Genomic DNA, 15,099 nt, shown 5'->3' with positions numbered 1-15,099 from the left:
GTAGTCGTTTTTATTATTGTGATAAAAGAAAAATATTAAATTGATTGTCTGCCTTGTTGCGTTTCAACGTCGCGGCGCATGAGGTAAATTAGTACGCCAAATTGTGGCAAAAACAATAAAATAAAATACCACAAATTCTTCCTGCGAAGATTACGAGAGCTAACATCGTATATCGCTAATCCGAGCGTTAGAACTTGTAAAAACATAGCCAGTATATATAGCGCATTTGTTCCTGCTACATGATTGATGCGAAGCAATGTTGCGGCCATACTGAGGACAATATTTAGTCCAATGAGTGTAACAAAACTACGTTTGGTCAGAAATAAAGTTAAATTTTTCATAAGAATAGGGGAGGGGAGGAATAAATGTAATTATATTGAATAAATGTAAATAGGATTTGGTATAAATAAAAAATAAGGCTTTATCGGTACAAGTTCACGGGTACAAAATCAAGGTTTTGGTGTGTGTGAAATATCATGCCGTTGTCGGGTACATTAAAGTTAAATTCATGTGTAAATGGCTGCCCGCCGCGCCGACTTTGTGCTGAAAATGTTACTTTTTGTGGGCCTTTGGGCAGCGTAACCCGCGCGTAATAAATGCTATGCGGTACAGTTTGCCAGTTGCGCGTGTCGGCTTTTTCGGTAAGGGCATTAAACGCGCCAATGGCTGCGCCTACACCGTCGTTTTTCTTTCTTAACTGATATTCCGAAAGTTTTTTCAAGCCCATGCGCAGCAGCGATTTGCCCATCTCAAAAAGCATTCGGTCTTGTAGGCAACGCAACGAAACAGCATTTACATCTTCCAATAATTGCAAGTTAAACGTTTGATTATTAGCTGATAAACTCGCTTGCCCGAACACCAATGGGCGTTCTACATATTTCGGAAAAGCGACGCGTATAAACTCCATCGCCGCCAAGCCATTGCTTTTGTCTTTGTCTTGTTCTTCCAAAAAAAACGGAAAACTAAAGCCCATCTGTTCGTTTGCAAAAAATACTTGCCCGCCTTGCCCGCGCACGATATTAAAATTGATACTCCATTCACTTTTGATAGGCCCCAAACCATTGTGCCACAAGAAAATAACATCGCCAGTTCCTTTGGGTAATGGTTTGTATTTGATACCAAATTGCTTTTCGTATCGTTGGGCATCTTGTTTGAAACCCGTTTGGTAAGCTGTACGAATCAGGTCTTGTTTGAGTTGGTCGGGAGCAGCCATACCAAAAAGTTTGGCGTAGTCGTCCGAATAAATTTCGTAAGCATTCCGATAGGCAATAAAAGCATTGTTATAGTCGTAATTGGCATCATAAATCAAGCCCATGAGCAAATGAATAAAGGCATCACGCTTAAATTTTTTGTCGGATTTATATTTATCCGAAAGTTGATTTATTTTGATATTCAGGCGTTTACATTCTACTAAAGCCGCTTCTTTGTCGCCCAATTTCAAATAATTTAGGGCTTTGTAGTACAAATTCATCAGCACCTCATTGTTTTCGAGGCGGTACTCGGTCATATTAGGGTTGGTGAGCAGTGCCAACGCTTCATTGCCGTAATTGATATGATATTCGTCGGCCATGCGATAGGCATTCTCAAAATAAACGTTACTGCTATCGTAATTACCTAAAAGTGAGAGTGTTGTACCTTTGTTGAGGTTGTAAAGTACCAGTTCGCGTTTGCGTTTCATTTTTTTGTTGGAAGACAAAAGGCGGTCGGCTTCCTCGATGCGGCCTTGCTCAAAAGCGCGTTCGAATTGTAGATTGAGTTGGTAATAAGTAAGGCAAGAACTTAAACCTCCCAAAAATATTAAAATAAAACTGGATAACAGTATTTTACGTGTCATGGCTTTGCTCCAATCTATGTACTTGCGGCTGGACTAAATTTTTCTGAAAAATAAAGCCATTCTTCTGCAAATGGCTTGTAGAAAAATGGCTTTGTAATCGTTTGCGATTAGCTTAGTTGTTGATGAATTTTTTAATTTTTTTCTCACCAATCCAAACTAATTCGTTGGTTTCCAGATCGGCCAACTCCAAATTTACTTGATAGTACACTACTTTTTTGCTTTGGTAAGTGTCCACGATGGAGTTAATTGTCCCGAAAATCATGTAATCTGCGCCCAATTCGCGACCAAATTTCTTTTGGGTTTCGGGCGAAGCAAATTGTTGTTGGTCGCCACGTTCTTTGCGCAAAGCCTCGCGCAATTCGCTATTTTGCACCACGCGCACAAGGCCAGAATTGATAAATTCGCGTTGAATATCTTTTATAAAAGTCTCTGCTTCAATATGTTCGTGGCTTTTGTTGGTAATAATGCCTACTATTACGGTTGGGTTTTTCTTGCGAGAATTAACGAAATTGCCGCGCCAAGCACGCCCAAGTGCGTCTTTGGACATTTCCTCCGCAACCAATCGTGAATCTGTATCGTTCCAACGACCGCTCAGGTCGGTTTGTTGGTTGGGGTCGATGCGCGTAACACTATGCTGTGGTACGGGGGTACAACCAAAGGCTAAAAACGAAGCAACTACCAAAATTTGGGCTTTAACTAATAGATTTTTCATAATTTTATATCAAATGTGATTACGCTTATTTTGTGCAAGAAAGTATATAATTGATTCAAAAGCTAAAAAAATAGCACCGAAACAGCCAATTTTAGATTTATAGAAGCCGTTTACAAATTTGATGCCAATTTTCTGAAAATACTTTCGTTACTAATTCTGTTACAAATCAAACAAAATTATTTAATTTTATATGAATATTTTATTTTTAGAAGATGATTTTACGCTTTCTCAAGAAATTAAAGATTTTTTGGTGGCAAAAGGAATAGAATGCGATACTGTTTTTGACGGCGATTTATTTTTTAGGCAATATAAAAAACAGCATTATGATGTCTTTTTATTGGATATAAATGTCCCTAAAATGAATGGCTTGGATGTGTGCCGCAAAATCAGAGAAGCAGATCAAAATACGCCGATTATTATGCTTACTGCTTATGGCGAGTTGGACGATAAAATAGATGCTTTTGGTTCGGGTGCAGACGACTATTTGGTAAAACCATTTCATTTGGAAGAATTATATGCGCGTATCAAAGTAATTTTGCGCAGAAAAGATACATTGCAAGCCGAAAATAATATTATTACGGTTGGTGATTTGTTCATGAATATTGATGAAAAATTGGTAAAGCGTGCAGATTCTACTATTTCACTGACAGCAAAAGAATTTAAATTACTTTGTATTTTAGCTGAGGCCAAAGGACGCATTGTTTCTAAACAAACTATTGCAGATTCTTTGTGGGATTATCACGTAGAAACAAATCAAAATACGATAGAGGTTTATATCAATTTTTTGAGAAATAAAATAGATAAAGGCCACGAAAATAAATTAATACATACAAAAATTGGTTTTGGTTATTACTTAAGAGCAGAATAAATGACAATCAAACTCAAAACTTCTATTTATATTAGTCTTCTTTTTACGGCACTTTTTGGCGTTGCAGCTGCCGTAATTATTGTTATTTATTCCGACTTTAGAAAAGAAGAGTTTAAAGAGCGTTTGAAGGAAAAAGCCAAAACAACGCTTAAGCTTTTGATAGAAGTTCAGAGTGTAGATTATCAGACACTTAAAGTAATAGATCAAAATACTATCAATCATCTTTACAATGAAAAAACGTTGGTTTTTGATGAAAATTATAACCTGATTTATAGTAGTTTAGACGATACACGAATCAACTGGACACGCGCCGATTTGGATTATTTAAAAAAATATAAAACTTTTTTTAAAAAGGATGGAGAATATGAAGTATATGGCGTGTATTATGATAGTAATTATAAAGATTTTTTTGCTTTAATTTCGGCTAATGATAATTATGGAAAACGTAAAATAGCTTTTTTAAATTACCTTATGCTAATTACTTATTCTATTGTTTCTTTACTTGGTTGGATACTAACATTTTATGTAATTAAAAAACAAATTTCTCCTCTGGATTATTTATACAAAAAAATAAGTAAAATAAACGGAAGTAATCTTGAAACAAGATTAGTAGTAAGAGAAAATAGTAAAAACGAAATAGATTTACTTGGAAAAGAATTTAATTTTATGATGGGTAGGATAGAAGCAGCCTATCAACGCCAAAAAGAATTTACGGCACACGCATCACACGAACTCCGAACACCGCTTGCACGTGTGCTAGCTCAATTGAATAATTATAAGGTAAAAACAGACGAAAAAACAGTTCATTTTATTGATAATATTACCGAAAATATAAATCAAATAAATGATTTAATTCATTCGCTTCTTATTCTTTCTAAAATAGATATAATTAAGAAAGAAGAAAAACAAAAAGTACGCGTTGATGAGGCTATTTTTGAAAGCATAGAGAAAGTTTATGCGCAATTTAAAGACATAAAGGTAAACCTTGACGTGGAAAATTCTGCGAATTTAGATACGCTATTGGAAGTAAGTTGCAACCCCAGTTTATTAGAAATTGCATTTAATAACTTGCTGCGCAATGCTTATTTATACTCTGATAACCAGCAAGTTAATTTAAAAGTGTGGGAACAAAATAGCCACCTTTGGGTGTCGGTAAGCAATACGGGGGCATTGCTCAGTGCCGAAGAGCAGCAGAAAATCTTCCAGCCGTTTGTACGTGGCGCGAACGCAAAAGGTAAAGTGGGGTCGGGTTTGGGCTTGCGCATAGTGCAACGAATCCTTAATGTTTATGATTTTTCTATCCGATATACCTCAGAAGATGCTGTAAATCAGTTTTTAATTATATTTTAATCTCAATTAAGGCTTTTTTAACGTCAATTTAAGCGGCTTTAAAGGATAGCCTATTTCATTTGCACTCATCAAACAAAAGTCAAATGAGAAGGTACTTGGTATTGTTATTTTTATTATTTTTTTTAAAAAATAATTTGTCGGCACAGCAGCAACTCACTGTTACACAGTGCGAAGAGTTGCTGCAAAAAAATAATTTGTATTTGCTTGCAGAGCAGTATAATATAGATGCCAGCAAAGCGGCACTTATTCAAGCAAAAATATGGGAACAGCCATATTTTTCGGGCGAAATAAATGCCATCAACCCCGCAGATAATCGCTATTTTGATGCAGGAAAAAATGGACAAAAGTCTTTTGCTATTCAACAACTTATTTATCTTGGTGGCAAAAAAAGAAATGAAGTTGCTTTTGCAAAATCGAATATTATTTTGTCAGAATTGCAATACGAACAACTGTTAAGAAGCCTTAAATTTCAACTTGCACAAAGTTTTTATACTATTTACTACGATCAAATAAAAGCAAATAGTATTCGTACACAAATAAATAGTATTGACAGCCTTACAAAGGCTTATGAGACGCAAGTAAGCAAAGGAAATATCCCGCTAAAAGACTTGGTCAGACTGCAATCTTTGTCTATTTCACTTAAAAATGAACTAATGGAAATAGATAAAAATATATTGCAAGAACAACAAAATTTAAGACTTCTTACAAGTGCTGAAAGTCCGATTATTCCCATTATTTCAGACACCAATAATATGGCTACACTCTTAAACAAACCTATGCCTAATGTGAGCAATATAGAACAGTTAGCCGTTGAAAAAAATACAGACTATTTGTATTATCAAAAAGTAGCAGAAAGCAATGAACTAATGCTTAAATGGCAAAAATCTATGGCTGTTCCAGACCTTAATATAGGAGCTGCTTACGATCAAAGAGGAGGCGCATTTAATAACCAAGTGGGCTTAACATTCGGAATCCCGTTGCCGCTATGGAATCAAAATAAAGGAAATATTCAGGCTGCTAAAGTACAGGTAATGCAAAGCAAAACACTTAAAGAACAAAAATTGCAAGAGTTGAAATATGGCATACAAACTTCGTATGAAATTTTGCAGCAGCAACGCAATTTATACCACCAATTTTCTGTAAATGTTACTCAAAATATGCAAAAAGTATATGAAGGATTTTTGTATAATTTTCATAAGAAAAATGTGTCTTTAATTGAATTTACGGACTTTATGGAAAGCTATAATCAGACAATTGTATCTTTCAACGAAATGAAGAAAAATATAGTTGTATCTGGTGAAAATATCAACTTTTTAGCCAACGAAAAAATATTCTAATCATGAAAAATATATTTTTATCCTTATCAGTGTTGCTTTTGCTTTTTTCGTGCAAAAAACAAGAACAACCAGAGCAAATGAGTCAAACTTTTGTGTTGAGTAGTAAAATGTTGGCTACTACAAAAGTCGAAAAAGCCAAATATGAAAACCTGAAAAATGAACTCAATTATTACGGAAAAATAACCGCAGACAACAATAAACTGATTGAAGTATTTCCTGTTGTAGGCGGAAATGTAACACAAGTTTTTGTGGAATTGGGCGACTATGTACAAAAAGGAAAAGTATTGGCTCTGATTCGCAGTATGGAAGTGGCAGGCTTTGAAAACGAAATGGAAGATGCCAAAAATGATGTGGTAGTTGCCAAAAATAATTTGAAAGTGGTGCAAGACCTTGTTGAAGGAAATTTGAATACTGAACAAGAATTATTGGAAGCAAAAAGCCAGTTGCAAAAAGCCGAAGCACATTTGCAACGTATTAGCGAAACATACAAAATTTATAACCTTAAAAAGGGTGCAATTTATGAGGTTCGTTCGCCGATAGATGGTTTTATTATTCAGAAAAATATTAACCAAAATATGCTTTTAAGAAGTGATAAAACGGATAATATTTTTGATATAGCCGAAATAAATGACGTTTGGGCAATTGCGAATGTAAACGAAACAGACATCAGTCAAATTAAACTTGGGATAGATGCTTCTGTAACAACTTTGAGTTATCCTGATAGCATTTTTTATGGAAAAGTAGATAAAATTTATAGTGTAATTGATCCCGAAACAAAATCCATGAAAGTACGGATTAAATTACATAATAATAAATTTCTGTTGAAGCCAGAAATGCGCGCAAATATTAAATTGTCTTATACAGATAATGACCAAATGATTGCAGTTCCTTCTGCTGCTATTATTTTTGATAAAAGCAAAAATTTTGTAATGATATTTAAGGACAGAAATAATATAACTACAAAGCAAGTAGAAGTATTCAGACAGCTTGGTAATACTACTTATATTTCTTCTGGTTTAAAGGAGGGAGAGCAGGTAATAACTGCTAATCAATTGCTAATATACGATGCGCTAAATGACTAAGTAATGAATAAAATAATCAAAAATATTATAGCCTTTTCGCTCAAACATAAAGGCTTTACTTTTTTCTGGGTTGCTATCTTAGTTATTTCTGGATTTTTTGCGTTCAAAAATATGCCAATTGAGGCGTTTCCTGATGTTACCAATACGCAAATAATTATTGTAGCAGAATGGAATGGACGTAGTGCAGAAGAGATAGAACGTTTTGTAACGACCCCCATCGAAATTGCGATGAATCCTGTCCAAAAAAAGACAAGTGTTCGAAGTGTTACTATGTTTGGATTGTCCGTAATTAAGATCATTTTTGAAGATGGTATTGGTGATTTTTTTGCGCGGCAACAGGTAAATAATCAGCTCCGAAATGTGTCTTTGCCAGATGGTGTAGAGCCTGATGTGCAACCACCTTACGGCCCAACTGGCGAGATTTTTCGCTATACACTCAAGAGTAAAGACCGCGATACGCGCGACTTGCTAACCATTCAAAATTGGATGATAGACAGGCAATTACGTGCCGTTTCGGGCGTGGCGGATATTGTGGCTTTTGGCGGACAAACCAAGACCTACGATGTGAGCGTGGATCCTAATCGTTTATCGAAATATAATATCACGCCTTTGCAAGTTTTTCAGGCCGTAAATCAGAGTAATATCAACGTCGGGGGCGATATTATTGAGAAAAATTCACAGGCTTATGTAGTGCGTGGCGTGGGTTTAATTAAATCCATACAAGATATTGAAAATATTATTGTAGATGAAGCGGGAGAAAATCCAATTTTGGTAAAAAATGTAGCTGATGTAAAGGAAAGTTCTTATCCACGTGTTGGCCAAACTGGATTAAATGATAATGATGATGTGGTAGAAGGCATTGTAGTGATGCGAAAGGATGAAAATCCACAAGAAGTCTTGGCACGTGTAAAGGCAAAAATAGAAGAATTGAATACTGAAATTTTGCCAAAAGATGTCAAAATGGAAACGTTTTATGATCGTGATAATTTGATGGAATATACCACATCTACTGTAATGCATAATATGTTAGAAGGCATCATTTTCGTTACGGTAATTGTGTTTCTTTTTATGGCTGACTGGCGCACTACAATTACAGTTTCTATTATTATTCCATTGGCATTATTATTTGCTTTTTTGTGTCTAAAACTCAAAGGAATGAGTGCGAATTTACTTTCTTTGGGTGCGGTAGATTTCGGAATTATTATAGATGGTGCGGTGGTAATGGTGGAAGGAATTTTTGTGGCACTTGACCATATTGCGCACAAGCGTGGCATGGACAATTATAATAAATTGGCGATTGGTAGCATAATTAAACGAACTGGTTCGGAATTAGGCAAGGCTATTTTCTTTTCAAAACTCATTATTATTACAGCATTATTGCCTATTTTTTCTTTCCAAAAAGTAGAAGGAAAAATGTTTTCGCCGCTGGCTTATACACTCGGTTTTGCGTTGCTGGGAGCTTTGATATTTACGCTTACTTTAGTGCCTGTACTTTGTCATATTTTCTTAGATAAAAACGTAAGAGAAAAGGATAATAAATTCGTTAATTTCTGGAATAGCATTGTAGAAAAAGGCTTTAATTGGACGTTTGCACATAAGAAAATAACGTTAATTGCTTCTAGTGTATTTATTGCCATTATTTGCTTTTCTGCCAAATTTTTGGGAACGGAATTTTTGCCACAATTAAATGAAGGAGCTTTGTGGGTAACTGCCGAACTTCCAATTAGTTATGGACAAGAACCATCGGTACAATGGGCTAAAATTATTTCGACTGAAATCCGAAAAACCAAAGAAGTCAATAGTGTTTTGTTTCAAGAAGGGCGTTCTAATGATGGTACAGATCCGAACGGGTTTAACTTTCTGCAATTTCAAGTGGATTTGAAGTCCAAAGACCAATGGGGAGGCAAAACAGTAGATGATATTATTCGTGAAATTGATAGTAATCTCGCTAATTATCAGGGAATTGTCTATAATTATTCGCAGCCAATCATGGACAATGTGGCGGAAGCTGCCGCAGGGATTAAAGCCTCTAATGCTATCAAAATTTATGGTGATGACCTCAATCAATTGGATGAGTTGGCCACGCAAGTAATTAAGCAAATTCAGGGCATTGAGGGCATCAAGGATGTGGGCATTTTGCGCAACGTGGGACAACCCGAAATAAGTGTACTGCTTGACCGCGAGAAAATGGCGGCTTACGGCGTGAATGTTTCGGATGCGCAGGCCGTTTTGGAAATGGCTTTTGGGGGCAAAACCGCCACGCAAAAATATGAAGGCGAACGTAAATTTGATGTGCGCGTGCGCTATGAAAAAGAGTATAGAAAAGATGAAAATGACATTGCAAACCTGAAAGTACCGACGATTCAGGGCGCGAAAATTCCACTAAAATCCATCTCAACGATTCGGCGAATCACGGGGCCAGCTTTTATTTATCGCGACAATACCAAACGTTTTATTGGCGTGAAATTCTCGGTACGCGACCGCGATTTGGGAAGCACGATTGCTGAAGCGCAAGCTAAAGTGTTCAAAAATATCAAATTGCCGACAGGCTGCACGATTGGCTGGACGGGCGAGTTTGAAAATCAGGTGCGTGCCACTGGCCGTTTGGCGCAAATGGTACCTATTAGTTTGATTGGAATTTTTGTGTTGCTGTTCATCATGTTCGGTAATGCCAAAGATTCGCTATTGGTGTTGGCCAATGTGCCTTTTGCGATTGTGGGCGGCATCATTGCGCTGCACGTTACGGGCATGAACTTCGGTATTTCGGGAGGCGTGGGCTTTATTGCCTTGTTCGGGATTTGTATTCAGAATGGCGTAATCTTGATTTCGGAATTTCATAAAAATACCCGCGACCGCATGAAACTGGAATTGGCCATCAAAGAAGCCATCAAAGCACGTACGCGACCCGTGGTAATGACCGCACTCATGGCCTCGATTGGCTTGCTTCCTGCCGCTATTAGCACGGGCATTGGTTCAGAATCTCAAAAGCCTTTGGCTATCGTAATTATAGGCGGTTTGGCGACGGCCACCGTACTTACTTTGCTTGTTTTCCCGATTATTTATTGGGTGTTCTATCGCACGAAACACGTAAGCATTGACGAATAAAAAACACAGTAGTAGAGTTAATATTTTTACTAAATTCTAAAAGGACTGGCTTTTTAAGTCAGTCTTTTTTTTGAAAATCTTTTTAGCGATCCTAATTAAACGTTATTCTTCCTGCGATTTTTGACGTTTAATTTTTGTAGCTTTTATCTATTAGAAAAATTCAAATAGAGTGAGATGTCTTTTTCTTTTTAGTAAAATCGTAACGTAATGCTGTTTTTGTTGGGAAATAATCGTAAATTTCAGCTAAACATTGTATATCTGTTGGGACTTCTAACACCTATGGACAAATGAGCAAGTTATTTTACGACTTTAAAGACAGTTGCGGTTGCGGCTTTATTGCCAATATTTATAACAAACCTTCTCGCGGAATTACAGATGATGCCATCACGGCACTGAGTCGCATGGTACACCGTGGCGCGATAGCTGCCGACGGTAAGAGCGGCGACGGTTGTGGCTTTTTGTTTTCGATGCCAAGGGCTTTTATGCAGCAAATCGCCAAAGATTATGGCTACGATTTACCCGAAAAATTTGCGGTAGCTATGCTTTTCTTTTCCGATGAGTCGCAAAAGGATATAGTAAGCAATATTTGCGCCGAATACGATCTTAAACTATTGTTTTACAGACCTGTACCCCTCAATACGGACGTGTTGGGCGAACAGGCTTTGGCCGATTTGCCACTCATTACGCAGGCGTTTATTGTGCCCAATTCGCTGATGGCGGCACGCCGTTTTGCGTCGGTGCTGTACTTGGTGCGCAAGCACATCGAACATACATTTTCCCAAGACGACCGCTTTTATGTGGCTTCTTTTTCGGATAAAGTAATCAGTTATAAGGGTTTGGTGATGCCCGACAAACTCGAAACTTTTTATTTGGATTTGCAAGAAAGGACTTTCGAAACGGGTTTCGTGATGTTTCACCAGCGATTTTCTACCAATACTTTGCCCAAATGGGCTTTGGCGCAGCCGTTCAGAATGTTGGCGCACAATGGCGAGATAAATTCCATTGAAGCCAACCGTTACATTATGCAAGTAAGTACGGAAAGTGTTGAAAGTGATGTGTTTAGCCAAGAGGAAATGCAAAATATTTTGCCGATTCTGGACACACGCACCAGCGACAGCGGCTCGGTGGACAATATGTTTGAGTTTTTGTTGGAAAATGGTGTGGACTTTTTCAAGGCTGTGCGCTGTATGTTCCCGCCAGCTTGGCAAAATTTGCCCAAAAACGATGCCGATATTCGCGCTTTTTACGAATACAAAAGTACCAACTTTGAGGCTTGGGACGGCCCTGCGGCGGTAAACATCACCGACGGGCGTTATTTGGCGACGGTAATGGACAGAAACGGCCTTCGCCCTGCCAAATACGTGATTACTTCGGATGATAGAATGCTTATTGCCAGTGAGTTGGGTGTTTTGGATATTCCAGAAGAAAAAATCTTGAAACAAGGTAAACTCAACGGCGGTGAAATGATCGCCTTAGACACACGCTACGGCCAAATCCTTTCTAACGATGACATTCGGGACTACGTGAAAAACTCGCAGCCGTATCAAGAATGGCTCAACAAGCACCAAATTTATGTGGTGGAACACGTGGAAGAAAATTTTGCTGACCACACCGACTACCAATATGCCGATTTGGTGCGAATGCAACGCTATCACAACTACACTAACGAGGTGATGGAGAGCATTATCAGCCCAATGGCCGAGCAAGGAAAAGAAGAAACGGGTTCGATGGGCGACGATACGCCAATGGCTTGTTTTAGCAATATTCGTCGTCATTTTACGGACTATTTCCGCCAACGATTTGCGCAGGTAACCAACCCGCCACTTGACCCGTTGCGCGAAAAACTGATTATGTCTTCGTCCATTACGTTGGGGCAGCGCGGCAATATCCTGAAAGAGTCGCCCGAAAATGCGATTGGGATTCGTTTGAGCAGCCCGATTTTGTCCAAAGAACGTTTGGACGTGATTTCCAGCTTCGGCAATAGCAGTATGCCGCAGTATCAGCCGCATTACAAAAACCGTGTTTTTTACACGAATTTTGCAGGGGATTTGCGTGCTTCGTTGCATGATTTGGCCGAAAGTATTGTGAGTGCCGTGCGAAACGATGGCGTGCGTTTGGTGATTCTGGACGACCGTCATTTGTCTGCCAATGAAGCACTTATGCCAATGCCAATGGTGATTGGCTACGTGAACGCGGCTTTGTTTAAGCAAAAAATACGCGGCTTGGTGTCTTTGATGGTGATTTCGGGCGAAGTACACGACGCGCACTCTTGCGCCGTGATGATAGCTTTAGGCGCGACGGCGGTGTATCCGTATTTGCTTTTTGCTTCGACGCTTTCTTTGGTAGAACGCAAAGCGAATTTGTATAACGGTACGCTGAATCGCCGCAAAAAAGAAGCCCTCAAAAACGTGAACAAAGCCATGAATGCGGGTTTGCTCAAGATTATGTCCAAAATGGGCATTTGCGCCATAGACAGCTATCATCACAGTAATTTGTTTGATATTATTGGTTTGGGTAAAGACGTTACGGAAGATTGTTTTGAACATGCCAATTCCATTCTGCACGGCCTGACGTACAGCGATATAGAACAAAAAATTTGGGAATATCATACCAAAACTTTCCCGAAAGTTGAATATCAAAAACAATACGCACTCGAAGTGGGTAGCTATTACAAATTTATGCCAAAAGGCGAGTATCACGACTATTCGCCCGACGTGTCGCAGGGTATCCGCAAATTTGCGGTGAGCCATTCGGCAGCCGACTACGAGGCCATTCGTCAGCGCGTGAACAAACGCGAATTGTTTATGATTCGCGACTTTTTGTCTTTGAAAAAAACGCCTCAACCTTTGCCGCTGAGTGAAGTTGAGCCAATCGAAAATATTACGCGTCGTTTCAATTCGGCGGCCATGAGTTTGGGTTCTATTTCCCCCGAAGCGCATGAAGCTATTGCCGAAGCCATGAACCGTTTGGGCGGTATGTCCAATTCGGGCGAGGGTGGCGAGGACAAAAAACGTTACGGCACGTTGCGCAACAGCAGCATTAAGCAAATTGCTTCTGGACGTTTTGGCGTTACACCCGAATATTTGCGCAGCGCGAAAGAGTTGCAAATCAAGTTGGCGCAAGGCGCAAAACCTGGCGAAGGCGGGCAGTTGCCTGGCAATAAAGTAACGCCGCTTATCGCTTCGTTGCGCTACACGATACCGGGCATTACGCTGATTTCGCCGCCGCCGCATCACGATATTTATTCTATCGAAGATTTGGCGCAATTGATTTTTGACCTAAAACAAGTGAATCCGCAAGCACGCGTAAGCGTGAAACTGGTTTCTTCGTTGGGTGTCGGGACGATTGCGGCGGGTGTGGCCAAAGCCTACGCCGACAAAATTATTATTTCGGGCTACGATGGCGGTACGGGTGCGGCGCAACTCTCGTCCATAAAACACGCTGGCAACCCTTGGGAACTGGGAATTGTGGAAGCACATAACGCCCTGAAAGCAAATAATTTGCGCAAAATGGTAGAGTTGCAAGTAGATGGCGGCCTCAAAACAGGTTTGGACGTGGTGAAAGCGGCCATTTTGGGCGCAGAATCGTTTGGATTCGGTACGGTGCTACTTTCTACGATTGGTTGCAAAATTTTGCGCGTTTGTCACCTGAACAAATGTAGTGTGGGCATCGCCACGCAAGAGACAACCTTGCGCGAGCATTTCAAAGGCACGACGGAAGGCATTATCCAATATTTGCGACAAGTGGCGCAGGAAGTCCGCGAAATTTTGGCGGAATTGGGTTATAAATCTTTGGACGAAATCGTAGGCCGCACAGAGCTTTTGGAGGTGGTGAATCACCCGAAAGCCGCCAAGTTTGATTTCTCGTTTTTGTTGAGCAATCTCAACGGCACGAACACGCAACAGCATTGGCGCAACGAGCCTTTCGACAAGCATTTGTTTGAAAAATACGTGTACGAAGACGTAAAGAAAGCGATTCAAAATCCTAAGCAACAGATATTTACAGAATATAGCATTAGCAACACAAACCGTAGTTTTGGGGCGTATATTAGTGGTGTAATCGCTGAGAAATACGGCGATAAAGGTTTGCCCAAAAACACGATTAACATTAGCCTGAAAGGAAATGCGGGGCAGTCGTTGGGCGTGTTTTTGATAGAAGGTTTGAATATTTCGCTCACAGGCAACGCCAACGATTATGTGGGCAAAGGCATGAGCGGAGGCCGCATCGTGGTAGTGCCCGAAGATGTGCGCAAAGAAAAAGCCATTGCGGGCAACACGTGTTTGTATGGTGCGACGGGCGGGCAAGTGTTCATTGCGGGCAAGGCTGGCGAACGTTTTGCGGTGCGCAATTCGGGAGCGTTGGCGGTGGTGGAAGGTACTGGCGACCACGCTTGCGAGTACATGACGGGCGGAACAGTTGTGATTTTGGGTGAAACTGGCTATAATTTTGGGGCAGGCATGACAGGCGGGGCGGCTTTCGTTTATGATGCGAATCTTACGTTTTTTGATAGGGTGAATATGGAGCTTGTAAAGCTCGAACGTATAGATACTGAGGACGGAGAGGAGGCACGTCGCTATCTCAAAGAAATGCTCAAAACATTCTATCAGCATACGCAAAGTCCGCGTGCCAAAGCATTGTTAGACAACTTTTTAGGAGAACTTCGCTTCTTCTGGTTGGTTACGCCCAAAGGCCTAACATCTCCTCTCATTAATCCATTTGAAGGCAACTAATAAAAAAAGCAATTGCTTTTTGCTGTAAAGGTTACATGGTGATTTTCCCGTGTAACCTTTATTATTTTATAACCAATCAGA

At 39.5% G+C, this 15,099-nt stretch carries 9 protein-coding genes; 6 read left to right on the top strand and 3 right to left on the bottom strand.

The window, feature by feature from the left end; all coding sequences use genetic code 11:
- Window positions 1–35: 35 nt before the first annotated feature.
- The 3 genes from BM090_RS03025 to BM090_RS03015 form a co-directional block, all read right to left on the bottom strand.
- On the bottom strand, window positions 36–341 hold the full coding sequence (locus tag BM090_RS03025; RefSeq protein ID WP_143083848.1) for a PLDc N-terminal domain-containing protein: 306 nt from the start codon (window positions 339–341) through the stop codon (window positions 36–38).
- Window positions 342–421: 80 nt separating this feature from the next.
- Entirely contained in the window at window positions 422–1,834 is a 1,413-nt protein-coding gene (locus tag BM090_RS03020; protein WP_091507095.1) for a COG3014 family protein, read from the bottom strand.
- Between the two features lie 112 nt (window positions 1,835–1,946).
- On the bottom strand, window positions 1,947–2,546 hold the full coding sequence (locus BM090_RS03015; RefSeq protein ID WP_091507091.1) for a penicillin-binding protein activator LpoB: 600 nt from the start codon (window positions 2,544–2,546) through the stop codon (window positions 1,947–1,949).
- Window positions 2,547–2,736: 190 nt separating this feature from the next.
- Between BM090_RS03015 and BM090_RS03010 the strand changes: the two genes are divergently transcribed.
- The 6 genes from BM090_RS03010 (at window position 2,737) to gltB (ending at window position 15,018) form a co-directional block, all read left to right on the top strand.
- Entirely contained in the window at window positions 2,737–3,414 is a 678-nt protein-coding gene (locus BM090_RS03010) for a response regulator transcription factor (protein ID WP_091507087.1), read from the top strand.
- On the top strand, window positions 3,415–4,764 hold the full coding sequence (locus tag BM090_RS03005) for a HAMP domain-containing sensor histidine kinase (protein ID WP_091507084.1): 1,350 nt from the start codon (window positions 3,415–3,417) through the stop codon (window positions 4,762–4,764).
- Window positions 4,765–4,859: 95 nt separating this feature from the next.
- On the top strand, window positions 4,860–6,101 hold the full coding sequence (locus BM090_RS03000; RefSeq protein ID WP_245756670.1) for a TolC family protein: 1,242 nt from the start codon (window positions 4,860–4,862) through the stop codon (window positions 6,099–6,101).
- A gap of 2 nt (window positions 6,102–6,103) precedes the next feature.
- Window positions 6,104–7,183: an efflux RND transporter periplasmic adaptor subunit gene (locus tag BM090_RS02995; RefSeq protein ID WP_091507077.1), complete on the top strand. Its 1,080-nt coding sequence runs from the start codon at window positions 6,104–6,106 to the stop codon at window positions 7,181–7,183.
- 3 nt (window positions 7,184–7,186) lie between these two features.
- Window positions 7,187–10,288: an efflux RND transporter permease subunit gene (locus BM090_RS02990; RefSeq protein WP_091507073.1), complete on the top strand. Its 3,102-nt coding sequence runs from the start codon at window positions 7,187–7,189 to the stop codon at window positions 10,286–10,288.
- A 287-nt stretch (window positions 10,289–10,575) separates the two neighbouring features.
- Window positions 10,576–15,018, top strand: coding sequence for a glutamate synthase large subunit (gltB, locus tag BM090_RS02985; RefSeq protein WP_091507068.1), 4,443 nt, complete (start codon window positions 10,576–10,578; stop codon window positions 15,016–15,018).
- Window positions 15,019–15,099: the final 81 nt, after the last annotated feature.

It is taken from the genome of Flexibacter flexilis DSM 6793 (genome assembly GCF_900112255.1).
Taxonomy (GTDB): domain Bacteria; phylum Bacteroidota; class Bacteroidia; order Cytophagales; family Flexibacteraceae; genus Flexibacter; species Flexibacter flexilis.
The sequence above is the reverse complement of the archived record's forward strand: the minus strand, read 5'-3'. Positions and strand labels throughout refer to the sequence as shown.

Coding starts and splice junctions, on each gene's coding strand:
- BM090_RS03010 (WP_091507087.1), top strand. CDS start 2,737: ATGAATATTTTATTTTTAGAAGATGATTTTACGCTTTCTCAAGAAATT.
- BM090_RS03015 (WP_091507091.1), bottom strand. CDS start 2,546: ATGAAAAATCTATTAGTTAAAGCCCAAATTTTGGTAGTTGCTTCGTTT.
- BM090_RS02995 (WP_091507077.1), top strand. CDS start 6,104: ATGAAAAATATATTTTTATCCTTATCAGTGTTGCTTTTGCTTTTTTCG.
- BM090_RS02990 (WP_091507073.1), top strand. CDS start 7,187: ATGAATAAAATAATCAAAAATATTATAGCCTTTTCGCTCAAACATAAA.
- BM090_RS03025 (WP_143083848.1), bottom strand. CDS start 341: ATGAAAAATTTAACTTTATTTCTGACCAAACGTAGTTTTGTTACACTC.
- gltB (WP_091507068.1), top strand. CDS start 10,576: ATGAGCAAGTTATTTTACGACTTTAAAGACAGTTGCGGTTGCGGCTTT.
- BM090_RS03005 (WP_091507084.1), top strand. CDS start 3,415: ATGACAATCAAACTCAAAACTTCTATTTATATTAGTCTTCTTTTTACG.
- BM090_RS03020 (WP_091507095.1), bottom strand. CDS start 1,834: ATGACACGTAAAATACTGTTATCCAGTTTTATTTTAATATTTTTGGGA.